The 23,336-nt window shown below is 72.7% G+C and carries 20 protein-coding genes, 2 tRNA genes and 1 pseudogene; 4 read left to right on the forward strand and 19 right to left on the reverse strand.

What is annotated here, in order from left to right:
• A pseudogene (locus tag AC067A_RS16675) lies at positions 1 to 228 on the forward strand (IS982 family transposase); the annotation flags it as partial.
• A gap of 20 nt (positions 229 to 248) precedes the next feature.
• Here AC067A_RS16675 and holA read toward each other — a convergent pair.
• On the reverse strand, positions 249 to 1,238 hold the full coding sequence (gene holA, locus AC067A_RS16680; RefSeq protein ID WP_478620449.1) for a DNA polymerase III subunit delta: 990 nt from the start codon (positions 1,236 to 1,238) through the stop codon (positions 249 to 251).
• Positions 1,239 to 1,300: 62 nt separating this feature from the next.
• Here holA and AC067A_RS16685 point away from each other — a divergent pair, with 62 nt between their 5' ends.
• Positions 1,301 to 1,543 carry a hypothetical protein gene (locus tag AC067A_RS16685; RefSeq protein WP_478620452.1) on the forward strand — a complete coding sequence of 81 codons (243 nt, stop codon included), beginning with the start codon at positions 1,301 to 1,303 and terminating at the stop codon, positions 1,541 to 1,543.
• A gap of 251 nt (positions 1,544 to 1,794) precedes the next feature.
• Here the strand turns inward: AC067A_RS16685 and AC067A_RS16690 are convergent, their stop codons facing one another.
• From AC067A_RS16690 to AC067A_RS16735, 10 genes are all read right to left on the reverse strand, one after another.
• The gene (locus AC067A_RS16690) at positions 1,795 to 2,679 is read right to left on the reverse strand and encodes a YceI family protein (protein ID WP_478620455.1); all 885 of its coding nucleotides are present in this window, start codon (positions 2,677 to 2,679) and stop codon (positions 1,795 to 1,797) included.
• 88 nt (positions 2,680 to 2,767) lie between these two features.
• Positions 2,768 to 3,709 carry an arylamine N-acetyltransferase family protein gene (locus tag AC067A_RS16695; protein ID WP_478620458.1) on the reverse strand — a complete coding sequence of 314 codons (942 nt, stop codon included), beginning with the start codon at positions 3,707 to 3,709 and terminating at the stop codon, positions 2,768 to 2,770.
• Positions 3,710 to 3,841: 132 nt separating this feature from the next.
• Positions 3,842 to 5,113, reverse strand: a complete 1,272-nt coding sequence (locus AC067A_RS16700; RefSeq protein ID WP_478620461.1) for an MFS transporter — start codon at positions 5,111 to 5,113, stop codon at positions 3,842 to 3,844.
• Positions 5,110 to 5,730, reverse strand: coding sequence for a winged helix-turn-helix domain-containing protein (locus tag AC067A_RS16705; RefSeq protein WP_478620464.1), 621 nt, complete (start codon positions 5,728 to 5,730; stop codon positions 5,110 to 5,112). Before AC067A_RS16705 ends, AC067A_RS16700 begins: the two co-directional genes overlap by 4 nt.
• Positions 5,731 to 5,796: 66 nt before the next feature.
• Positions 5,797 to 8,514: a ComEC/Rec2 family competence protein gene (locus tag AC067A_RS16710; protein ID WP_478620466.1), complete on the reverse strand. Its 2,718-nt coding sequence runs from the start codon at positions 8,512 to 8,514 to the stop codon at positions 5,797 to 5,799.
• A complete protein-coding gene (locus AC067A_RS16715; RefSeq protein ID WP_478620469.1) occupies positions 8,511 to 9,344 on the reverse strand; it encodes a ComEA family DNA-binding protein in 834 nt (277 codons plus the stop codon). Before AC067A_RS16715 ends, AC067A_RS16710 begins: the two co-directional genes overlap by 4 nt.
• 420 nt (positions 9,345 to 9,764) lie before the next feature.
• Positions 9,765 to 10,610: a DegV family protein gene (locus AC067A_RS16720; protein WP_478620472.1), complete on the reverse strand. Its 846-nt coding sequence runs from the start codon at positions 10,608 to 10,610 to the stop codon at positions 9,765 to 9,767.
• A 295-nt stretch (positions 10,611 to 10,905) separates the two neighbouring features.
• On the reverse strand, positions 10,906 to 11,628 hold the full coding sequence (locus AC067A_RS16725) for a hypothetical protein (protein WP_478620475.1): 723 nt from the start codon (positions 11,626 to 11,628) through the stop codon (positions 10,906 to 10,908).
• Positions 11,629 to 11,788: 160 nt separating this feature from the next.
• The gene (gene leuS / locus AC067A_RS16730) at positions 11,789 to 14,665 is read right to left on the reverse strand and encodes a leucine--tRNA ligase (protein WP_478620478.1); all 2,877 of its coding nucleotides are present in this window, start codon (positions 14,663 to 14,665) and stop codon (positions 11,789 to 11,791) included.
• Positions 14,666 to 14,976: 311 nt separating this feature from the next.
• Positions 14,977 to 15,049, reverse strand: a tRNA-Ala gene (locus AC067A_RS16735).
• Between the two features lie 124 nt (positions 15,050 to 15,173).
• On the opposite strand from AC067A_RS16735, the gene AC067A_RS16740 reads away from it, so the two are divergent.
• Positions 15,174 to 16,394: a glycosyltransferase 87 family protein gene (locus tag AC067A_RS16740; protein ID WP_478620480.1), complete on the forward strand. Its 1,221-nt coding sequence runs from the start codon at positions 15,174 to 15,176 to the stop codon at positions 16,392 to 16,394.
• On the opposite strand, the gene AC067A_RS16745 is transcribed toward AC067A_RS16740, so the two are convergent.
• Positions 16,373 to 16,606 carry a hypothetical protein gene (locus tag AC067A_RS16745; protein ID WP_017239283.1) on the reverse strand — a complete coding sequence of 78 codons (234 nt, stop codon included), beginning with the start codon at positions 16,604 to 16,606 and terminating at the stop codon, positions 16,373 to 16,375. The genes AC067A_RS16740 and AC067A_RS16745 overlap by 22 nt on opposite strands.
• A 71-nt stretch (positions 16,607 to 16,677) precedes the next feature.
• Positions 16,678 to 18,180 (reverse strand): MFS transporter, encoded by a 1,503-nt coding sequence (locus AC067A_RS16750; protein WP_478620484.1) that lies wholly within the window; start codon positions 18,178 to 18,180, stop codon positions 16,678 to 16,680.
• A gap of 93 nt (positions 18,181 to 18,273) precedes the next feature.
• Between AC067A_RS16750 and AC067A_RS16755 the strand changes: the two genes are divergently transcribed.
• Entirely contained in the window at positions 18,274 to 19,146 is an 873-nt protein-coding gene (locus AC067A_RS16755; RefSeq protein WP_478620486.1) for a helix-turn-helix transcriptional regulator, read from the forward strand.
• 223 nt (positions 19,147 to 19,369) lie between these two features.
• Here the strand turns inward: AC067A_RS16755 and AC067A_RS16760 are convergent.
• From AC067A_RS16760 to AC067A_RS16785, 6 genes are all read right to left on the reverse strand, one after another.
• Positions 19,370 to 19,442: transfer RNA gene (locus tag AC067A_RS16760), tRNA-Ala, on the reverse strand.
• A gap of 103 nt (positions 19,443 to 19,545) precedes the next feature.
• A complete protein-coding gene (locus AC067A_RS16765; protein WP_479243431.1) occupies positions 19,546 to 20,199 on the reverse strand; it encodes a histidine phosphatase family protein in 654 nt (217 codons plus the stop codon).
• Complete coding sequence (rsfS, locus tag AC067A_RS16770) at positions 20,196 to 20,663, reverse strand: ribosome silencing factor (RefSeq protein ID WP_478620487.1); 468 nt, start codon at positions 20,661 to 20,663, stop codon at positions 20,196 to 20,198. Before rsfS ends, AC067A_RS16765 begins: the two co-directional genes overlap by 4 nt.
• 83 nt (positions 20,664 to 20,746) lie before the next feature.
• A complete protein-coding gene (locus AC067A_RS16775; RefSeq protein ID WP_478620489.1) occupies positions 20,747 to 22,441 on the reverse strand; it encodes an LCP family protein in 1,695 nt (564 codons plus the stop codon).
• A gap of 19 nt (positions 22,442 to 22,460) precedes the next feature.
• Positions 22,461 to 23,081, reverse strand: a complete 621-nt coding sequence (gene nadD, locus AC067A_RS16780; protein WP_478620492.1) for a nicotinate-nucleotide adenylyltransferase — start codon at positions 23,079 to 23,081, stop codon at positions 22,461 to 22,463.
• Between the two features lie 52 nt (positions 23,082 to 23,133).
• Entirely contained in the window at positions 23,134 to 23,295 is a 162-nt protein-coding gene (locus tag AC067A_RS16785) for a hypothetical protein (RefSeq protein ID WP_187282665.1), read from the reverse strand.
• Positions 23,296 to 23,336: the final 41 nt, after the last annotated feature.

Below are 23,336 nucleotides of genomic sequence, written 5' to 3' on the forward strand. Positions count from 1 at the left end.
CTCAAGCCCCGGCCCGGGGAGCACCTGCTCAAACCGATCCGGCAGCTCATCGAGTCGGTCAACGACACCCTCAAGGGCCAGCTCGACCTCGAACGCCACGGAGCCAGGACCCCCGCCGGAGTCCTGGCCCGCGTCGGACAACGCATCCTCGCCCTGACCGCAGTCATCTGGCACAACCGGACCAACGGAACACCGCTGACCAGGTCACTTACCGCCTACGACCACTGACCAACTTCGGACTTACTCGTCTAGTCCCGCCGCATCCTTGCCGCACGCGCGACCGCGACCACGGCCTTCTCGAGGGCGTACTCGGGATCGTCGCCGCCGCCCTTCACGCCGGCGTCGGCCTCGGCGACGGCGCGGAGGGCGAGGGAGACGCCGTCGGGGGTCCAGCCGCGCATCTGCTGGCGGACGCGGTCGATCTTCCAGGGCGGCATGCCCAGCTCGCGGGCGAGGTCGGCGGGGCGGCCGCCGCGGGCCGAGGAGAGCTTGCCGATCGCACGGACGCCCTGGGCGAGCGCGCTGGTGATGAGGACGGGCGCGACGCCGGTGGACAGGGACCAGCGCAGGGCTTCGAGGGCCTCCGCCGCCCGCCCCTCGACGGCGCGGTCGGCGACGTTGAAGGAGGAGGCCTCGGCGCGGCCGGTGTAGTACCGCCCGACGACGGCCTCGTCGATGGTGCCGTCGACGTCGGCGGTCAGCTGCGCGACCGCCGACGCGAGCTCGCGCAGGTCGCTGCCGATGGAGTCGACCAGGGCCTGGCAGGCCTCGGGAGTGGCCGAACGCCCGAGCGCCCGGAACTCCTGCCGCACGAACGTCAGCCGCTCCGCCGGCTTCGTCGTCTTGGGGCAGGCCACCTCCCGCGCACCGGCCTTCCGCGCGGCCTCGAGCAGGGCCTTGCCCTTGACGCCGCCCGCGTGGAGCAGGACGAGGGAGATGTCCTCGACGGGGTCGCCGAGGTAGGCCTTGACGTCCTTGACGGTGTCGGCGGAGAGGTCCTGCGCGTTCCGCACGATCAGCACCTTGCGCTCGGCGAAGAGCGACGGGCTGGTGAGCTCGACGAGCGCACCTGGCTGGAGCTGGTCGGACGTGAGGTCACGGACGTCCGTGTCGGCGTCGACGGCGCGGGCGGCCGCCACCACCTCCTGGACGACACGGTCGAGGAGCAGGTCCTCCTGGCCCACCGCGAGCGTCACGGGGCCGAGGAGGTCGTCGGGGGAAGTCTTTCTGGTGGCCATCGCGATCCAGCATCCCACGGGCCACTGACACCCCGTTCCGGGCGGCACGCGAGAATGGCGGGGTGAGTGGACGACACGTACTCGTACTTCCCGACCGCGACGCCGCAGAGGAGGTCGCCGGGGAGCTTCCCGACCGTTTCGGCGTCGCCGAGGAACCCCAGCTCGTACGGGACTCCCTCGCCGGGGAGGACGACGCCGAGGACGCCCAGTGGCTCGTCGTCGTGGAGGACCCGGACGGCCGGCTCGACCCGTCGGCCCTGGACGCGCTGGCGGCCGAGTACGAGGGCTGGCTCGAAGCCCCGTGACCCCCTGACCCGGTGGGGTCGGCGGTGCCCGCGGCCCCTCCAGCGGACGCGCCCCTGGGCCCGGGAACGCGCCCGGCCCGGTCGCGCGCACCCCTCGGCTCTCCCCCGGGACTCTTCGGCTCCCCCTTGGAACAGCTCAGCCCGGTCCGGCTCTTCCCCGGGACGGGCCGGCTCCCCCTCTGCACTCTTCGGCTCCCCTCGGGGCGGGTCCGGCCCTCCCTCGGGACGGTTCGGCCCTCCCTCGGGACGGTTCAGTTCCTCTTCGGGACGATCTGGATGTCGAGGTCGATGCTGATGCTGGACCCGACGGCCGCGATCCCTCGCGCGAGCAGCGTCTGCCAGGTGAGGGTGAAGTCCTCCCGGTGGAGTTCGGTGCTGGCGCGGCAGGCGCCCCGCGTCTCGCCCTCCAGGCCGTTGCCGAGGCCCAGGTACTGGGTGTCGAGGGTGACCGTGCGGCTCACTCCGTGCAGGGTGAGGGCCCCGGTGACCGCCCACCGGCTGCCGCCCCGGTGCGCGAAGCGCTCGCTGAAGAACTCCAGCGTCGGGTAGGCGCCGACGTCGAGGAAGTCGCCCGACCGCAGGTGGTCGTCACGCATCTGGACCCCGGTGTCGATGGAGGCCGCGTCGATGACGACGTGCATCGCCGAGTTCTCCATGCGGTCGGCGATCCGCACCGCGCCCGCGAAGCCGTTGAACCGGCCGTGGATCCGGGCAAGGCCGATGTGCCGTGCCGTGAAGCCGATCTGCGAGTGCACCGGGTCGATCTCCCAGTCGCCCGGCGCGGGGAGCCGGGGCTGCGGGGCGACCTGGAGCAGGACGTCGCCGAGGCCGGTGTGGCCGCCCTCGGCGACGACGGCGGAGCCGTGGTGCGGCGTGTAGCCCTCGGCGGTGACGGCCAGCCGGTACTCGCCCGCCGGCACGGTCGCCAGCGCCGTGCCGTACGGGTCGGTCTCCCCGGCCAGCACCTTGCGGCCCGCGGTGTCGCTGACGACGAACTCGGCCTGGCGGACGGGCTCGTGCACGGGGTCGAGCACCCGGCAGCTCAGTACCCCCGCCGAGGCGGGGACCGCGATGCCGGCCAGCGGGCCGCCCCTCGCGGCGCCCGCCGCACGCTTCCCGAAGAGACGGTCGAACATCCTTCACGCACCCCCGTGCGACTCGTTCACTGTGCAACGAATTCGCATTCGATCACCGTTGGGGAGTTCGAGGCAAACGAGGCAAGTGTTACCGAGGGTCCGAATTGGGGGTTCCGCTTTCGGGTCCGGTCCCTACCCCGTTCTCGGGCCCGGTGGCCGCCCCGCCCTCGGTTCCGGGTGCCGCCCCGCGTACGACCGGCAGCACGTCGAGCGCGATGCCGAACAGGTCCCGGTACGCCTCCCGCACCTCCGCCTCTCCGTCCAGCTCACGCTCTTCCCGCTCACCGTGGGCGCGAGTGATCAGCTTCCGGCCGCTGAGCGTGATCCGGCCGTCCTCCGTCAGCAGGGAGCAGATGAGGGACCGCGTGAAGTGCGAGTCGGGCGAGGTCTGGTGGTACCAGGACCCCGCCGTGAAATCGGCCGGCTCACGCGGCCGGGGCTCCAGCCGGTACTGCGGCTTGCCGTCCCGCAGGACGTCCAGGTCGCCGTCGGCGGCCGCCGTGATCCGGAAGACTCCGCCCGGATCCTCCTGGTCGGCACGTTCGTCGAAGGCCAGCGGGAAGTGGCTGTGGTCGCCGAACCCCACGTCGGCCAGCCATCGTTCCCCCTCCGCGGTCTCCACCAGCAGCGCCATGTGGTCGTACGGGATGCCCGGCTTCCCCTCCGCCCCGATGACCCGTGCCTGGAGCAGTGCCGTCCGGTATCCGAGGCCCCGGAGCAGGACGGCGAACGCGGTGTTGACCTCGTAGCAGAAGCCGCCCCTCCGGGCACCGACCACCTTGTCGAGCAGCGCCTTCTCGTCCAGGACGATGTCCTCGCCGAGATGGATCGACAGGTTCTCGAAGGGCACGGCCCGCAGGTGCCGCAGGTGCAGCTCGCGCAGCGCGGCGGCGTCCGCCCTCGCCGGCCGCTCCGCACCGATGCGCCGCAGGTAGGCGTCGACGGCGGCCGCCCCCGGCACGAAGGGCTCGGCCGGGGCGACCGGAACGGGCGGGACGGACTCCGCCTCCGACGGCGAGGTCGATGCCACCGCTGACGCCGAGGTCGAGGTCGATGGTGTGGTCGGGGTAGGGGTAGGGGTCGATGGTGTGGTCGAGGTCGAAGTCGGGGTCGGGGTCGACGGTGTGGTCATACCGGCAGTCTGCCGGTCTACGGTCCGCCGCTACCCGGCAACCACCGACTCCGCCTCCCTCTCGGGCAGTTCACGCATGCGCGGCAGCGGTGACGGCAGCAGCCACAGCACGGCGAGCACGGCTCCGGCGGTCGCGATCCAGAGCGTCGGACGCAGCCCGATCGCGGAACCGAGCACGCCGCCGGCGACCGCGCCGAGCGGACGGAAGCCGTGGTTGAGCGTCCGGTACGCGCCCATGACCCGCGCCCGCACGGCGTCGGGTATCAGGGCCATCTGGAGGGATCCCCCGGCGACGTCCGCGATCATCACCCCGATACAGGAGAGGAACTCCGCGGCGAACATGACGGCCACCACCAGCGGAAGCGGTCCTCCGGCCAGCGGTATCAGCAGCAGCGGCAGGGTGAATCCGAGGAAGCCGGCGACGAGCGAGCCTCCGATGCCGATCCGCCGGACGACCGATCCCGCGAACGCCGCACCGAGCAGACCGCCCACCGCCCCGGCGGCGAGGATCAGGCCGAGCAGTCCCGCGCCGATGCCGAGTTCGGCGGTCGCGTAGAGCACGAAGAGGGTGTGGAACATGTAGTTGAAGAACTGGAGGGTGCCGGAGGCGGCGAAGAGCGCGCGCATCGACGGCTCCCGCAGGACCCAGCGCAGCCCCTCCGTGAAGTGCCCCTTGACCACGGGGGCCGGTGGAGGTTCCACGGGCTTGATCCGGGCCAGGTAACCGGCCGAGACCAGGTAGGTGAGCGCGTCCGCGACGAGGGCGAACGGCGCGGTGAGCACCTGCACGAGGATGCCCCCGATCCCGGGCCCGGCGAGCCAGGACATCGAACGGCTGCCGTTGACCAGCGCGTTCGCCTGGACGTACCGCTCGCTGGGGACGAGCGCCACGAGCAGCGTGGCGTTGCAGACCTCGAAGAGCACGGTGAGCGCCCCGATCCCGAAGGCCACCGCGTACAGCTGACCGAGCGTCAACGCGTCCAGCGCGTAGGCCACGGGGAGGGTCAGCACCAGCGCCGCCCGGCCCATGTCGGCCGCGATCATGGCACGTCTGCGTTGCGCCTGGCGGTCGGCCCAGGCGCCGAGCGGCAGGTTGAACAGGAGGGTGGGCAGGAGTTCGGCGGTCTTGAGCCACCCCATCGCGGCGGCGTCGGCACCGAGGATCAGGACGGCGGCCAGGGGGATGGCGATGAGTGAGATCTGGTCTCCGGTGAGGGAGACGGTCTGACCGGTCCAGTAGCGGCGGAAGGCACGCTCGCGCAGCAGTGCCGGTACGCGTTCCACGAGGGCCATCTCGCTCACTCCTCTTCGGTGTCGGGGATGTCCTGGTCCAGGTAGGCGATGCGCAGGATGCTGACCGGCCGGGCGCCTTCGGGCCTGAGGGACGGGTCGGACGCGCGGCCCTCGTAGGGCCGGAGCAGGGCGTCGACGCGCTCTCCGAGGTCGGCCAGCTCCTCGGGGGTGAGGTGGAGCAGGGAGTCGCCGAACTGCTCGGCCTCCCGCCACTCCCTCGGCAGCCGGTGACGGTTCTCCATGGCCCGGGTCACCCGCTCGAAGTAGCTCTCGGCGACCGCGGCGCTCAGCGCGTCGGCGGCCTCCGCGACGCTCGCGTCCTCGCTGTACTCGGGCCACTCCGTGTACCGCGCCGTGGCCCGCCAGGGCTTCTCCCGCCCCCGCCCGCCCGGCGCCTCCTCCACGAGCCCGTACTTGGCGAGTATGCGCAGGTGGTAGGAGCAGCTGGCCACGGATTCGCCGGTCAGCTCGGCGGCCCGGGTGGCGGTGAAGGGTCCGCTGCTGCGCAGCAGCCCCACGAGGGACATCCGCAGGGGATGGGCGTAGGCCCGCAGGGCGCGGGGGTCGGTCAGACGGATACTGCGGGGCTGCTCGCCCTCAGGCCGCGGGTCACTGGTCTCCGGCATGATGAAAAGATATCTTTAGAAAGACTTCTTTACAAGGATCTCTTTACATAGGCTTCCTCGCGAGGCTCACCACCCCTTCGGCACGGCCACGAGGCCCCTCCCCGCCCCCACCACCGCGATCGCCCCGTCCCGGTCCGTCCGGAGCACTCTCGCCCCACCCGCCCGCAGCGCCGCCAGAGTCCGGGGCGAGGGATGCCCGTACGGGTTGTCCCGGCCCGCCGACACCAGCGCGAGCCGCGGCCGTACCGCCCGCATCAGCCCCGGGTCCTGGTGCGCGGACCCGTGGTGCGCGACCTTGAGCACGTCCACCGGCTCCAGACCGGGATGGGCCCGCGACAGCTCCGCCTGCGCCGGTGGCTCCAGGTCCCCGAGCAGCAGCACACTCACCCCGTTCCGCGTACGGACGAGCAGCGTGACGCTGGAGTCGTTCGGCCCACCGGAGCCCACCGGTCCCCCGGCAGCCGCACCGGTGTCCGCCGGCGGCCAGAGCACCCGCCACTCCAGGGCGCCGACCCGGCGCTCCTCCCCCGGGGCCGCCCGGATCACGGGCACCCGCGCGGCCGCCGCCGTCCGCCGCACGAACGCCACCTGGGCCGGCGGCTCTTCGAGCGCCGTGGTCTGGATGGCCCCCACCGACCTCCCCCGCAGCACACCCGCCAGCCCCGCCACGTGGTCCGCGTGGAAGTGGGTGAGCACCAGCAACGGCACCCGTCTCACGCCGAGTTCCCGCAGGCACCGATCCACCGGTACGGGGTCGGGACCGGCGTCCACCACCACGGCGGCGTCCCCGCCCGCCGCGAGCACCGTCGCGTCCCCCTGGCCCACCTGGCACATCGCGAACACCCATCCCGGCGGTGGCCAACCGGTGACCCAGCGGGTCAGCGGCGCCGGTCGCGCCACCACGACCAGAAGCAGCGCCGCAAGAAGCACGGCGACCGGCCCCCGGTGCGGCAGCCTGCGCGCCCCGAGCACGACCAGGGCCGTGAGCAGCGCGAGGCCGAGTCCGCCCCACCAGCCGCCGGACCAGGTCAGTTCCGCACCCGGCAGCGCGGCTCCCGCGCGGGCGACCCAGGCGATCCACCCGGCCGGCCATCCCGCCGCCCAGGCCAGGGCTTCCGCGCCCCCCGCCCACAGCGGCGCGAGGACGAGCGTGGCGAATCCGAGCACCGTCGCGGGCGCGACCGCGAGTTCGGCGAACAGGTTCGCCGGAATCGCGACCAGGCTCAGCCGGGCGGCGAACACCACCACGACGGGAGCGCACACCGCCTGCGCGGCCAGCGCCGCTGCCAGCGCCTCCGCGAGGCGGCCCGGCACCCTCCGCCGCCGCAGCGCCTCGCTCCACCGCGGGGCGACCGTCAGCAGGGACCCGGTGGCCAGGACCGAGAGCAGGAAACCGTAACTCCGCGCGAGCCAGGGGTCGTAGAGCACCAGGACGAGCACGGCGGCGGCCAGCGCGGGAATCAGCGATCGCCGGCGGCCGGTGCCGATCGCGAGCAGCACGACGAATCCGCAGGCCGCAGCGCGCAGCACACTCGGATCGGGCCGGCAGACCACCACGAAGGCCAGGGTCAGCACCCCTCCGGCCACCGCGGTGGCCCGCAACGACATGCCGAGCCGCGGCGCCAGTCCGCCCCGCTCCACCTGGTGCGCCCGCCCGGGACGCCCGACGAGCAGCAGCAGGACGATCGAGAGGTTGCTTCCTGAGACCGCCAGGAGGTGGGTGAGGTCGGCGGTTTCGAAGGCGTCCCGCAGGTCGGGCCCGACGCGGGAGGTGTCCCCGACGACCAGCCCCGGCAGCAGGGCCCGGGCGTCCGGGGCAAGGCCGTCCGTCGCCCTCCGCAGCCCGGCGCGCAGGTCTCCCGCCAGTCGCTGCGGCGCGCTCGGCGGGGCCACGATCCGCGGCGGCCCCGCCCCGTCGGCCTTCAGCACCGCGGCGAACGGCTCCCCGGCGCGCAGCGGTGGCGCGAGCCGCCCGCCGACGCGCAGCCGGGTGGAGGGAAGGAGCCCCAGCCATTCCTCCCGCCCCTCGCCCGGGGGCACGATCACCAGCACCGGCGCGCGGGTCCGGTGGACCGATCCGTCCGACCGCTCGACCCTCGTCACCTCGCCGTCCAGGACGACCGACACCGGAGCCATCGCGTTGCCCCGCACCCGGGGCCGGGTGAGGCGCGGATCGGAGGTCACCGTCACCTCCGTCCACACCCGGGCGTACTCCCCCGCCGCGGCCGGTACGGGCCCGCGCCGCAGATCCGCCGCGTGCAGCCCCGCCGAGGTCGCCCCGGCCGCCGCGCACAACAGCACCCCGGCGCACGCGGTCGCCCACAACCGCCACCCGGGCGAACCCCGGCTCGCACCCGCCCCCCGCACCTCACCCAGCCCCCCGACGGCCCGCCCGACGACTCCCTCCCCGCAGGCGCGTTCCCCGATGGCTCGCTCTCCTACAGCGTCAGCGCCTCCCCCGATGGCTCGCCCCGCCACGGCGCCTCCCCCGGCGCCACGCCCCACAACAGCGCGTCCCTCGACGGCTCGGCCCCCCACGGCGCGTTCCTCGGCAGCCCGCTCCCCGGCAGCCCCCGTACCCCCGGCGCCACGCCCGATCCGCCGGGCCACCGCGGGCACCGACAGAAGCGCGGCACCCAGCAGACAGACCGTGACGCCCGCCACCGTCCACCACCCGGCGATGCCCACGGCACACGCGGCCGCCGCCCAGGTGGCCACCGCGAGCGGAACGAGCCGGAGGTCGATCGGCCCTTCGTCCCACGGCTGCCTGTCACGCCTCCTCATGGCCGCACCAGCGGTTCGAGGTCGGCGAACCGACGCTCGCCGATGCCGTTGACCTCCCGCAGCTCCGTGACCGACCGGAAGCCGCCGTGCTCGACGCGGTGGTCGACGATGTGCTGGGCGAGGACCGGCCCGACGCCGGGGAGCGTGTCGAGCTGCTCCACCGTGGCCGTGCTGAGGCTCAACGGCGCCCCGGGCCCGACACCGCCGCTCGCGCTCCCGCCGGCCGCTCCGACGCCACCGGACGGCATCCCCGGCACACCGACGAGCACCTGCTCGCCGTCGAACAGGACACGGGCCCGGTTGAGCCCGGTCATATCGGCTCCGGGACGCACCCCACCGGCGGCGTGGAGCGCGTCCGCCACCCGCGAACCCGCCGGGAGGGTCAGAACGCCCGGCCTGAGCACCTTCCCCGCCACGTCGACGACCACCTTCGCCCCGGACGGCGCCGCTCCTTCCCTCGGCCGCGACGCCGGCCCCGCCCGCACCCCGGGTACGGCGTCCAGAGCGGGGGCGGAGGCCGGGCGCGCGGCGCGGACGAGCTCGGGAGCGCGCACCGCTTCCGGCCGCCCGGCCCAGAAGTACCCACCCGCGACGCCCGCGGCCACGACGAGGAACACGGTCAGGGCGGCCAGCGTCCTCGGTTCGAGACCGCACCTCGTCCGCGCCCAGACCGGGGTCCGATCGCGGACGGCCGCCGCCAGCCGCGCCCGCGCCCCGGGCGGCGAGCCGCGCTCCTGCGCCGCCGGTTCCTCCCCTGCCTCCAGCGGCTCCCCCGTCTCCGGTCCCCCGCGGGCGGCGGACGGCACCGGCCCCGCGGTCCTCGGGAACATGGCCTCCCCCCGCTGCCGCACGGCGGCGCCGGACACCCCGGCGACCCGCCTCACCCGGGCGCGCCTCCGGGCCCGTCCGGGAGACGTGCCGTGTCCGGCCAGGCGGCTCCGCCCGTCCGAGCCCGGCGGCCGACCGGGCCCGCTCGTGGAAGTACCCGCGGAACCCAGGGTCCCGGGGGCGGTCGATGCGATGCGTGTGCGAAGAGTCATGCTCGTGACCGTAGGAGTCACGGCCCCGCCGTGCGGGGGACGCCTCTGTTCCGTGGACAGGGCGGCCTCTGTGGACAACTCCGTCACTCTTCCGAGGGACGGAGGGCCTCAGCCCACAGGGAGCCCCACCGCTCCGGAGGTCTCAGCGATGCGGAGGGACCCCACGCCCGAGGGCCTCAGCGCGGCGGGGCCGACCGCCCCTCCGGAGGCTCAGCGCGGCGAGACGACCACCGCGAGGAGTCCGGGGCCGGTGTGCGCGCCGATGACCGCACCCACCTCACTGACCTGAAGCTCTTCGACGCCCGGTACGCGCTCCCTGAGCCGGTCGGCGAGGGCGGCGGCGCGCTCGGGGGCGGAGAGGTGGTGCACGGCGATGTCGACGGCGCTGGAGCCGGCGCGCTCGACGGCGATCTCCTCCAGGCGTGCGATGGCCTTCGACGCCGTCCGCACCTTCTCCCGGAGTTCGATGCGTCCGCCGTCGAGTTCGAGGAGCGGCTTGACCGCGAGGGCGGATCCGAGGAGTGCCTGCGCGGTGCCGATGCGCCCGCCCCTGCGCAGGTAGTCCAGGGTGTCGACGTAGAAGTAGGCGGAGGTTCCCGCGGCTCGTTTCTCGGCCGCGGCGACCGCCTCGTCGAGGGAGCCGCCCGACTCGGCGACCCGTGCCGCGGCCAGGGCGCAGAAGCCCAGTGCCATGCCCATCATGCGGGTGTCGACCACGCGCACGGGAACGGGCGCGCCCTTGGCGGCGAGCACGGCGGCGTCGTGGGTTCCGGAGACCTCGGCGGAGAGGTGGAGGGAGACGATGCCCGTCGCCCCGGCCGCGGCCGCCGCGCGGTACGCGGCCGCGAACACCTCGGGGCTCGGGCGCGACGTGGTGACGGGCCGCCTCTTCTGCAGGGCCTCGGCGAGGGCCACGGCCGAGATCTCGGTGCCCTCCTCGAGGGCTCGGTCGCCGATGACGACGGTCAGCGGGACCGTGGTGATCGCGTGCCGCTCCCTCGTCTGGCGTGGCAGATAGGCCGTGGAATCGGTGACGATCGCGACATGCCGGGACATGAGCGGGAGGTTACCCGCCGGGGCCGCCGCACGGCAGCCCGACCCCCCTCGCGCGCGCCCTGCCGTTCAGTCCTGGCTCACGCACCCGGCGCAGCGCCACGATGCGTCCAGGCAGCGCGGGCCGCCGTCGCTCACGACGCCGGCAAAGTGCCGCGCCGCGTCCGGGCACCGCAGACCGTCGTCGCTCACGACGCCCGGCACAGCGCCACGCGCCGCGTCCGGGCACCGCGGACCCTCGTCACTCACCGCGCCCGGCCCGGGGCCCTCCGCGTCCGGGCACGCGGCCGTCGTTCCGTCAGGTGGTGGTCTCCGGCCGGGAGGTCTTCTCCCAGGGGTAGGCGGTCCGACGGGGGTCGGGCGCCGTGATCGCGGACCGCTCTCCGCCGTGGGCCGCGCCGGGGGTCTGCCCGGACGCCGTCCCAGGAGCCCCGTGGGGCGTGGCGCCGGGAGCGGCTTCCGGCGCGGCTTCCGGGCTGGTCCAGTGGCGCAGGGCGCCCGCCTCGACGTCGATCTGGGCGCTGAGCGTCGACAGGTCGTCCTCGGCGAACTTGAGGGCGCGGTCCCGCGCGGCGCGCCGCAGCGCGTCGGCCGAGCCGGTGATCCGCTCGGTGCGCGCGGTGAGTTCGGGGAGCTGCCCGGCGACGTACGCCCGGTCCGGCTCCCGCTCGAGGCGCTTGAGGTCGCCGTCCAGTTCGAGGCCGTGCGCGCTGAGCCGGTGGAAGAGTTCGAGGGACTCCTTCAGCGAGGCGTCCTCGACGGCACCCGTCTGGAGCGCCTCCTGGGTGGCCCTCATCGAGGTGCGCAGCGAGAGCCGCAGCCGGGCCAGCTCGCCCGCGACCCCGCCCTGGCCGAGGCTCTTGGCCCGCAGCGTGGTGTCCTCGACCGTGCGTCGGGCCTGGTCGAGGGTGCGGTCGACGCCGCGCTTGGCGGCCTTCGCGACCTTCACGGTGACGAACACCCCGAGTGCCACGAAGGCGAAGAAGAGCAGCGCCATGATCGTGATAATCGTGGCTTCCATATGTGCCCCTCCGGCATCCGTCGAATCCCCACGGCTGTGGTTCCTCCACCGTAAACGGAAGAGGCAGGCCGCGGGTTCCATCGGAACCCCCAACCTGCCCGTAGGGGAAACCCCTATGTGCCGTCGGCCGGCGACTGCCTCGCCGGCCGACGGCCCTCCACTAGCCGGCGACGATGTTGACCAGCTTCGGCGCGCGCACGATCACCTTGCGGATCTGCGCGCCGCCCAGCGCCCCGACCACGTGCGGGTCGGCCAGCGCCAGCGCCTCCAGCTCCGCGTCCGTGATCGACGGGGAGACCTCCAGGCGGGCCTTGACCTTGCCCTTGATCTGCACGACGCAGGTCACGGTCTCGTCGACGACGTACGCCGGGTCGGCGACCGGGAAGTCCTGGTGGACGACCGAGTCGGCGTGGCCCAGCCGGCGCCACAGCTCCTCGGAGATGTGCGGGGCCAGCGGGGCGACCAGCAGCACCAGCTGCTCGGCGACCGACCGGGAGAGCGCACCGCCGGACTTCGTCAGGTGGTTGTTCAGCTCGGTGATCTTGGCGATGGCGGTGTTGAAGCGCATGGCCGCCATGTCCTGCGAGACGCCGTCGATCGCCTTGTGCAGGGCGCGCAGCGTGTCCTCGTCGGGCGCGGCGTCGACGACGGTGACCTCGCCGGTCGCCTCGTCGACGATGTTGCGCCACAGGCGCTGCAGCAGCCGGTACTGGCCGACGACGGCGCGCGTGTCCCAGGGGCGCGAGACGTCCAGGGGGCCCATCGCCATCTCGTACAGGCGCAGCGTGTCGGCGCCGTACTCGGAGCAGATCTCGTCGGGCGTGACCGCGTTCTTCAGGGACTTGCCCATCTTGCCCAGGACGCGGCTGACCTTCTCGCCCTGGTACCAGAAGCCGCCGTCGCGCTCCTCGACCTCGGCCGCCGGTACGGCGATGCCGCGCGCGTCGCGGTAGACGAAGGCCTGGATCATGCCCTGGTTGTAGAGCTTGTGGAACGGCTCGGCCGAGGAGACGTGGCCCAGGTCGAACAGCACCTTGGACCAGAAGCGCGCGTACAGCAGGTGCAGCACGGCGTGCTCGGCGCCGCCGACGTACAGGTCGACGCCACCGGTCGGCATGCCCTCGCGCGGGCCCATCCAGTACTGCTCGACGGCGGGGTCGACCAGCTTCTCGGAGTTGTGCGGGTCCAGGTAGCGCAGCTCGTACCAGCAGGAGCCGGCCCAGTTGGGCATGGTGTTGGTCTCGCGGCGGTAGCGGCGCGGACCGGTGCCGTCGCCCAGGTCCAGGGTGACGTTGACCCAGTCCTCGTTGCGGGAGAGCGGGGTCTCCGGCCGGGTGTCGGCGTCGTCCGGGTCGAAGGTGCGCGGCGAGTAGTCCTCGACCTCGGGCAGCTCCAGCGGCAGCATCGACTCGGGCAGGGAGTGGGCGACGCCGTCCTCGTCGTAGACGATCGGGAAGGGCTCGCCCCAGTACCGCTGGCGGCTGAACAGCCAGTCGCGCAGGCGGAAGTTGACGGTGCCCTCGCCGATGCCGCGGTCGGCCAGCCAGGCGGTGATCTTCGCCTTGGCGTCGACGACGCCCAGGCCGTCCAGGGAGATGGCGTCGTTGGCGGAGTTGACCAGCTTCGCCTCGTAGGAGGCGAAGGCGTCGTCCCAGGTCGCCGGGTCGGTGCCGCGGCCGTCGCTGGGCTCGACGACGCAGCGCATCGGCAGCTCGAAGGCGCGCGCGAAGGCGAAGTCGCGGGTGTCGTGCGCCGGGACGGCCATGATGGCGCCGGTGCCGTAGCCCATCAGGACGTAGTCGGCGATGAAGACGGGGACCTGCTCGCCGCTGACCGGGTTGGTCGCGTACGCGCCGGTGAAGACGCCGGTCTTGTCCTTGGCCTCGGCCTGGCGCTCGACGTCGGACTTGGAGGCGGCCTGCTTGCGGTAGGCGTCGACGGCCTCGGACGGGGTGGCGTGTCCGCCGGTCCACACGTCGTGGGTGCCCTCGGGCCAGGTCGCCGGGACGATCTTCTCGACCAGGTCGTGCTCGGGTGCCAGGACCATGTAGGTGGCGCCGAACAGGGTGTCCTGGCGGGTGGTGAAGACGGTGATCGCGCCGGTGTCGCCGACCTGGAAGTCGACGCGGGCGCCCTCGGACCGGCCGATCCAGTTCCGCTGCTGCAGCTTGATGGCCTCGGGCCAGTCCAGCCCGTCCAGGTCGTCCAGCAGGCGGTCCGCGTAGGCGGTGATCCGCATGTTCCACTGACGCAGCTTGGACTTGAAGACGGGGAAGTTGCCGCGCTCGGAGCGTCCGTCGGCGGTGACCTCCTCGTTGGCCAGGACCGTGCCCAGGCCGGGACACCAGTTGACGGGGGCCTCGGAGGCGTACGCCAGGCGGTACTCGCCCAGGACGTCGGAGCGCTCGGCGGCGCTCAGCTCGCTCCACGCGCGCGTGGAGCCGGGGACCTCACGGGTGCCGTTCTCGAACTGCTCGATCAGCTCGGCGATCGGACGGGCCTTCTCGGCCTCGTCGTCGTACCAGGAGTTGAAGATCTGCAGGAAGATCCACTGGGTCCACTTGTAGTACTCCGGGTCGATCGTGGCGAACGACCGGCGCTTGTCGTGGCCCAGGCCCAGCCGGCGCAGCTGGACCTTCATGTTCTCCATGTTGGCCTCGGTGGACACACGCGGGTGCGTGCCCGTCTGCACGGCGTACTGCTCGGCCGGCAGGCCGAAGGCGTCGAAGCCCAGGGTGTGCAGGACGTTGTGCCCCGTCATGCGCGCGTGGCGGGCGAAGACGTCGGTGGCGATGTAGCCGAGCGGGTGGCCGACGTGCAGGCCCGCACCCGAGGGGTACGGGAACATGTCCATGATGAACTTCTTGGGCCGGGCGGCGACCGCGGGGTCGCCCGCCAGGTCACCGGTGGGGTTCGGCGCCTCGTAGGTGCCCTCGGCGTCCCAGAAGTCCTGCCAGCGTGCCTCGATGTCGGCGGCCATGGCTGCCGTGTAGCGATGCGGAGCCGCCGTCTCGGCGGCCGTATTGATCTCGGTCATGGTCCTTGAAGCTCCATCGATCGTCTCTGCCCACGGCCACTGACTGCCGAAATGAAAAATCCCCTCGCACAGGAGGGGATGCCGCGCCGACTCCGACGGATTGTCTGTCGTCCGCCGGGACTGGTCAGCGCGGCTCGGTAAGCAGGAGGCGTACGGCACGCATGGCGCCAGGGTACCGCAGGGCCCGGACGGGCCGCACCGGCGTTCCGGGGAGCACGGAGGTGAGGGGGTGACAGGACGGCGAGAGAAAGACGACAGGCAGACGACGAGAAAGCGGGCCACCCTGTCCGGGTGACCCGCTTTCCTTTCTGTGGAGCTAAGGAGAATTGAACTCCTGACCTCCTGCATGCCATGCAGGCGCTCTACCAACTGAGCTATAGCCCCTTGCTGTTTCCCGTCTCCGTTTCGGTTTCCCTCGCGGCGACAGACAGAACATTAACCGGCCCCCGGCCAGATCTCCAAATCGATTCCCCGGGCCCTTCTGACCAGGCGGGTAGGGTCGCCGACTGTGTCCGTCTCCGTGCTCTCGAAAACCCGCGTCCGGCCCTGGCCCCTGGCCACCGCCGCGACGGTCTGCCTGCTCTCGTTCGCGGCCTTCTGGGTGGCGCAACGCCTCGCCCACGTGAACATGCTCGACGTGATGGTCTACCGGGCCGAGGGCGAGACGGTCCGGGCCGGCGGCGATCTCTACGCGATGCGCGCCACCTCGGCGAACCTCGGCATGACCTACCCGCCCTTCGCGGCCCTGCTGTTCGTCCCCCTGACGCTCGTGAGCGTGCCGCTGATGCGGACGCTCAGCACCGCGGGCAACCTGCTCCTGGTCGTCGCCCTGGTGCAGCTCTCGCTCCAGCTGGTCCGCCCGTCGCTGTCCCGTACGGACCTGTGGCGTACGACGCTCTGGGTCGCCGCGGTGGTGGTCTGGTGCGAGCCGGTGTGGACGACGCTGCGGTACGGCCAGATCAACCTGCTGATAGCGGTGGCGGTGCTCTGGGACCTCACGCGCCGCGAGGGCAGCCGCTGGGCCGGGCTGGGCATCGGCCTGGCGACCGCCGTGAAGCTCACACCAGGACTGTTCGTGGTCCTGCTGCTCGCCGCCGGCCTGCTGCTGTGGCGCCGTGACCGGGTCTGGAACCAGTGGCTGCGCACGGCGGTCACGGCGACCGGGGCGTTCCTGGGCACCACGCTCGCCGTGGCGCTGGTGCTGCCGGCGGACTCGAAGCGGTTCTGGACGGAGACGCTGTTCGAGACGGGCCGGGTCGGTTTCGCCGAGGAGACCGGCAACCAGTCCATCCGCGGCGTCCTGGCCCGCCTGATGCACACCGACGACCCCGGCATGTGGTGGGCGGTGGCCGCGGCCCTCCTGGGCGGCGTGGCGATGGTCCTCGCGGTGCGGGCCGCGGTGCGCGGCGACAAGGCCGTCGCCGTGGTGGTCTGCGCGTTCACGGCGCTGATGATCAGCCCGATCTCGTGGTCCCACCACTGGGTCTGGTGCGTGCCGCTGCTCATCCTGCTCGCGGACCGCACCACGCGCGTGTGGCCGGTGACGGGGGCGGTCGCCCTCGTCTTCGCCTCGTTCGCGCTGTGGTGGGTGCCGCACGACCCGGGCCGCCCCGAACTGGACCAGAACGCGGGCCAGATGCTGCTGTCGGCGGTCTACCCGCTGACGACGACGGTGCTCCTCGTGGGGTACGCGCTGACGCTGCGGCGTCAGGCCGTGGCGAAGGAGTAGAACCGCTTGAGGGTGCAGTGCTCGTCCAGGAGCCGACCGTAGATCGGTTCGCCCTCCAGCTCGCGGTACGTCTCGATCGGGTCGCCTTTTATGATCAGCGCTCGCGCGCACTCCTCGCACCAGTACTGGAATCCGGTGTTGACGGGGTCCATGTCGCGCACGATGGGCGTGCCGCTGCCGCACCAGTCGCACTTCCGCCTGTGTGCACCCATCGATCAGCTCCAGCCGTGGCCGCAGGCCGTGCACCCACAGGACGCCCCGCCTTTGTCGCCGAGCACTTGGGTCACCCTCCCGTCCGGAGCCTCGTCCCCCTCCGGCCGTCCGATTCTGCCATGGCCCCGCAAGAGGGTCGGCGTGCTCGGCGCGGGAGCGCCGCCGAGGCGGCGCCCACGACCGAGGCGGCGGCCAGGGCGAGGGCCGTCGCCCACAGCGCGTCGGCGGAATTCTGTGCTCCGGGGCCTGCGAGTCGGCCGAGGAAGAGCGTGCCGAAGGTGGCGATCCCGATGAGCTGGCCGAGTTGTGTGACGGTGGCGAGCAGACCGCTGGCGTCGGCCGCGTCCTCGGCCCGTACGGTGGCCAGCGCGCCGGTCAGGGCCGGGCTGAAGGCCAGCGAGATGCCCGCTCCCAGCGCTCCCAGGGCCGGGTAGAGCCCCCAGCCGCCCGCTGTGCCGTCCCCGAGCAGCCCGCCGATGGCGAGGACGGCTGCGGCCGCGAGCAGGAATCCGCCCGGGACGAGGGCGCGCCGCAGCCGGGCCGGCCAGCGCCGCCAGGTCAGCCCGACGGCGCCGAAGACCACGGCGGCGGGGCCGAACGTGAGTCCGGCGCGCAGCGCGCTGTGGCCGAGACCGCCCTGGAGGTGCAGCGTCAGGGTGAACAGGAAGCCGGCATTGACGCCCATCGCCACGGTGATCCACAGGACGGCCCGCCCCATGCCGGGGACGCGCAGGACCCGCGGGGCGATGAGCGGTGCCCCGCCGCGCCGCGCCAGCGCCGTCTCGTAGGCACCGAAGGCCGCCAGGAGCGCCAGGGAGCCGCCGAGCGAGAGCCAGGACCACAGCGGCCAGTCCTGCTCCTGGCCGAGGACCAGGGGGACGGTCAGCAGGGACACGGCGCCCGCGAGCAGGAGCAGGCCCGGCAGGTCGAGGCCACGCGCCCGCGTGGACCCGGTGTGGCCGTCGCGCGGCAGGAACCGGCTGCCGAGGACGAGCAGGACGAGCCCGATGGGGACGTTGACGAGGAAGACCGGGCGCCAGCCGGTGCCGAAGAGGTCGGCGCTCACCAGGACACCGCCGACGACCTGTCCGGCCGCCGCGCCGGTGGCCAGCACGGCGGAGTAGGCGCTGAGGGCGCGGACCCGCTGCTCGCCGGCGAAGTTGCGCTGGATGAGGCTGAGCACCTGCGGGATCATCAGGGCCGAGCCGGCGCCCTGCACGAGCCGGAAGGCGATCAGCTGGACGGTTCCCGCGGCGAGTCCGCAGGCGAGGGAGGCCGCGGTGAAGAGCGCGAGGCCCACGAGGTACATGCGGCGGTGCCCGAGCAGGTCGCCCAGTCGCGCTCCGGTGATGAGAAACACCGCGTAGGCGATGGTGTATCCGGCGATGACGAGCTGGAGCGCGGCCCCGGACGCCGCGAGTTCGGCACGGATGGTGGGGGCGGCGACGTTGACGATGAAGACGTCGAGGAGCGCCATGAACTGGGCGGCCAGCACCACGCCGAGCAGTACTCCGGGGCGGTTGTCGGTGCCACGGTCTTTACTGAGGGTGGGCCGTGTCGTGGTCGAGGACATGCGACGAGCATGGCGGCGATCCGATACGGGTAACGAGAGCCCGCTGATGCTGGTACCGACAGCACCTGGCAGCGGCGGCACGGGGACTCGACCATGGGGGGCGTGACGATCGTGGCAGCACCGACACAGCGGCGCCGGCGGCCGGAACTGGCCGCGTTCCTGCGCAGCCGCCGGGCCAGGGTGACACCGGAGGACGTCGGCATGCCGCCGGGCCTCCGCCGCCGCACACCGGGGCTGCGCCGGGAGGAGGTCGCCCAGCTCTCCGGGGTCGGCGTGACCTGGTACACCTGGCTGGAACAGGGCCGTCCCATCAACGCCTCGGCGCAGGTGCTCGACGCGGTGGCGCGCACGCTCCGGCTCGACCGGCCCGAGCGCGAGCACCTGTACCACCTCGCCGAGGTGCCGTACGCCCCCGACCGGGCGGCCCCGGACTCGGAGGTGGTCAGCCCGGAGATCCAGGGCATCCTCGACGCCCTGGACCCGCATCCCGCGGTGCTCTACAACGCGCGGTACGACGTGCTCGCGACCAACACCATGTACGAGCGGCTCCTGATGCAGGACCGGCAGGGCATGGACACCGGCCCGTTCGGCATACGCAACGTCCTGTGGGCGCTCTTCAGCGTCCCGGACCCGCGGTGTCCCGTGGTCGACCGGAAGCGGGAGCTGCCGCTGATGGTGGCCCAGCTGCGCGGCGCGTACGGACGCCATGTGGGCGAGCCCGCCTGGGAGGAGTTCGTACGGCGCCTCGCGGAGGCCAGCCCCGAGTTCGCCCGGCTCTGGCGGAGCGGTGACGTGGTCCCGCCGGGGACCCGGGTGAAGACCTTCCGTCACGAGCGGTTGGGCGAGGTCCGGTTGACCTCGGTCTCCCTCTCCGTCAACGGGATGCCGGAGTGCCGGATCGTGGCCTACACGCCGAACGACGAGGAGAGCCGTCACCGGATCGACGCCCTGCACGCGGAGACGTGACGGCGAGGATGCGTCAGGGCGGTGCGCACGCCGGGAAGGTGGGCCCGGCGGGAGACGCGCACGCCGGGAAGGTGGGCCCGGCGGGAGACGCACGCGTGTCGGGAGGGCGGACCCGGCGGGCGGGGTGCACGACCGGCAGCAGACCAGGCGGGAAGGGACGCGCGACGGGAAGGGGGCACAACGACGAATCCCGCCCCCTGGTGGGGACGGGATTCGGTGACTGTGGAGCTAAGGAGAATTGAACTCCTGACCTCCTGCATGCCATGCAGGCGCTCTACCAACTGAGCTATAGCCCCTCGTGTTCTTCCGTTCCTCGCGCTGTGCGCTCCGAACAAGAAGAACTCTAGCCTGTGACCTGCCGGAAAGTGAAATCCGAGTCCGGCAGGCCCGGCCACGGTCTCAGTCGTCGTCGCCGAGGACCGGCTCGGGCAGCGTGCCGGCGTTGTGTTCCGTCAGGCGCCACCCGCGCGCGCCCTCGCCGAGGACCGACCAGCAGCAGTTGGAGAGGCCGCCCAGGCTCTCCCAGTGGCGGGCCTCCAGGCCGAGGAGCCGGCCGATGGTGGTGCGGATCGTGCCACCGTGGCTCACCACGACGAGGGTGCCGTCCTCGGGCAGCTTGTCCGCGTGCCCCAGGACCACCGGGGCGGCCCGGTCGGCCACCTCGGTCTCCAGCTCGCCGCCGCCCCGGCGCACGGGCTCCCCGCGCTTCCAGGCGGCGTACTGCTCGCCGTACCGCGCCACGATCTCGTGGTGCGTCAGCCCCTGCCACTCCCCCGCGTACGTCTCGCGCAGCGCGGAGTCGTGGACGACGGTGTGGCCGGTGAGCCCGGCGAGCTCGGCGGCGGTGGCCGCCGCGCGCTTCAGGTCGGAGGCCACGATGGCGTCCGGCTTCAGCGCGGCGAGCAGGCGGGCGGCTCGGCGCGCCTGGGCGACGCCGGTCTCCGTCAGCTCGATGTCCGTCGAGCCCTGGAAGCGGCGCTCCAGGTTCCAGGAGGTCTGGCCGTGCCGCCAGAGGACGATGCGGCGGCCGCTGCCGCCCTCGGTGGTGCTCAGCTCAGCTCACCGTCCACTTCGTCGGGCAGGCCGGCGGCGTGGTCGGAGAGGTCGACACCGGTCAGGGCGGCGTGCTCGGCGCCCTTGCCCCGGGTCTTCTGCGCGTCCTCGGGCAGCGACAGCTGGGGGCAGTCCTTCCACAGCCGCTCCAGGGCGTAGAAGACTCGCTCCTCGCTGTGCTGGACGTGGACGACGATGTCGACGTAGTCCAGGAGGATCCAGCGCGCGTCGCGGTCGCCCTCACGGCGGACCGGCTTGGCGCCGAGGTCCTTGTTCAGGCGCTCCTCGATCTCGTCGACGATCGACTTGACCTGGCGGTCGTTGGGCGCGGAGGCGAGCAGGAAGGCGTCGGTGATCGACAGCACGTCGCTGACGTCGTACGCGATGATGTCGTGCGCGAGTCGGTCGGCGGCCGCCTGGGCGGCGGCGTTGACGAGCTCGATGGAACGGTCCGTGGCGGTCACAAGCAGGCTTTCGTCGGCGGTCCAGTACCCCTCCAGGGTCTCACGGACCGCCGACGGCCCCGCCAACGATTTCCGGAGCGCCGCTACGAGGCCCCGGGGACCTTGTAGTCCTGGCCGAGGATCACGGTCACCGCGGCGGCTCCCACGGGCTTGCCCCTGGTGACCGAGCCGGCCGGCAGGCCGAGCGTCTTGGCCACCTCGACGGCGGTCGGCTTCTGCGCGTCGTCGCCGTAGACGACCTGCGACTTCTCCTGTGTGTCCCCGGTGCTGCCGCCCACGAAGGCGTAGCCGCCGTTGATCAGGACCACCCTGGCGGCCTCGGTGGCCTTCTTGCCGGATCCGTCCCGCAGCGAGACCCGGGGCACGTCGCCGGCCTCGGGAGCGGTGACCTTTCCGCCGAGGATGTCCTTCACCACACTGTCGCTCGCGCCCTCGGCCAGCGTCCCGTCCTGCCCGACCGGGAGCAGGGCGGTCCTGTAGTCGCCGATCTTGGCGTGTTCGGCGAGCTTGGCGAGGGAGGCGGCGAGGTCCTTCTCCGGGAGGGAGGGGTCGAGGATCTGCTGCAGGGTCTCGACGGTGACCAGGGCGACCTCGGGGTCGGAGGAGATCTTGCGCAGCACCCCGTACATGACCTGACCGAAGCGCTGGAGCTGCTTGGCCTCGGCCTCGCCGGGCGCCCGGTAGGTGGCGTAGGCGACGGCGGCCCGGCCGTTCAGCGTCTGCTTCTCGCCCTTCCTGACGAGCGGCTCGGCGCCCTTCTTCGGGTCGGGCACGTCCGTGTCGGTGTCGGTCTCGATGCTGCTGACGGCCTCGACGAGGTTCTCCAGGAACGGGGTGTCCAGCCGCCAGGTGCCGGTGATCCTCGTCCCGAGGAGGTTGTCGATCGCCTCGCGGGTGCCGCCGGACCCGTCGTCCTCGACCGACTTGCCGAGGGTGGTCGCGGCTCCCTCGTCGTCGGCGACGACGACGGAGTTGGGGAGCAGGATCGTGGTGCCCTGGCGGGTGGTCGTGTTGTCGACCAGGAGGGCGGTGGAGGTGCCGCCGCTCTTGAGGTCGTGGAGGTGGACGACGATCGTGTCGCGCTTCTGCGGACCGGTCGCGGTGCTCCCCTTCTGCTCCGGGGCGGACGTCCCGGGGAGCAGACCGGCGGACCAGAGGTAGCCGACGCCGCCGACGACGGCGAGCGCGAGGACGACGACGAGCGCGATGATCCGGTTGCGGCCGCGGCGCCTGGCCTCCTCTCGCCGCTCCGAGCGGCTCTCGGTGAACTTCAGCCAGTCGATGACGTCTTCGGAGTCCTCGTCGGGCTCCTCGATGAAGGAGAACTGCTCGGTGTGGTACTGCCGGTCGTCGTCGCCCTGCCGTGCCGGCGCGGGGCGCTCGGGGGCGGGCCGCTGCCCGGGGACGCCGGCCGGGGCCGCGACCGGGGCGGTCGGCGGTTCGGGGGCGACGGGGGCGGTCTGCGCCGGGGCGGGCTCGGCCTGGGCGGCCCACTGCTGTCCGGTGTCGTAGGACTGCGGGTAGGCGTAGCCCTGCCCGCCGTACGGGTCGTACTGCGGCTGCTGGGCCTGGGGCTGCGGTGCCTGCGGCTGCTGTTGGGCGTACGGGTCGTAGCCGTAGGCCTGCTGCGGCTGCTGCGGCGCCTGCTGCTGGTGACCGCCGTACGGGTCGTAGTGCTGTGCGGGCTGCTGGTACACCGGCTGCCCGTACTCGTCGTAGCCGATGATCTGCGGCTGCTGCGGATGGTACGGGTCGTACGGATGCTGCTGGTCGTTCACCGGTGCCCCTCCCCGAAGCTCACTTGCCGCGGTACAGCTGGCGCTTGTCGATGTAGCGCACCACGCCGTCCGGAACCAGGTACCAGACCGGATCGCCCTGCGCGACCCTCGCCCGGCAGTCGGTGGAGGAGATGGCGAGCGCGGGGACCTCGACCAGCGAGACCCCGCCCTTGGGCAGTCCGTCGTCGGTGAGGTCGTGGCCCGGTCGGGTGACACCGATGAAGTGGGCGAGCGAGAAGAGCTCCTCGGCGTCGCGCCAGGTGAGGATCTGCGACAGCGCGTCGGCCCCGGTGATGAAGAAGAGGTCCGAGTCGCTGTTGAGAGAACGCAGGTCCCGCAGGGTGTCGATGGTGTACGTCGCGCCGCCGCGGTCGATGTCGATGCGGCTGACCGAGAACTGCGGGTTGGACGCCGTGGCGATGACGGTCATCAGGTACCGGTCCTCGGCCGCCGAGACCGCCTTGTGGCTCTTCTGCCACGGCTCCCCGGTCGGTACGAACACCACCTCGTCCAGGTGGAACAGGGCGGCCACCTCGCTCGCCGCCACCAGGTGTCCGTGGTGGATCGGGTCGAAGGTTCCGCCCATCACGCCGACTCGGCGCTTCCCGCGCCCGCCAGTAGGCACTTCCTGCTCTCCCATGCGTGCAGAGCCTACTGGCACGGCAGCGGACGCCGGATCAGTGGGCGCCGGATCAGCGGTCGCGGTTGAAGCGGGTGGTGATCCACAGCAGCAGGAGCAGGGCACCGAAGGCGCCGAAGCCGGTGAGGTAGGGGCTGAGGCTTTCGTGGTTGCCGCCGTGCTCGGCGCCCTCGGCGAGAGTGACCAGGTTGGCGGCGGTGCTGTGGAGGCTCATCTTCAGCAGACCTATCGATCGGGGATGGGAGCGGAGACTTC

It is taken from the genome of Streptomyces sp. NPDC043176, assembly GCF_056436715.1.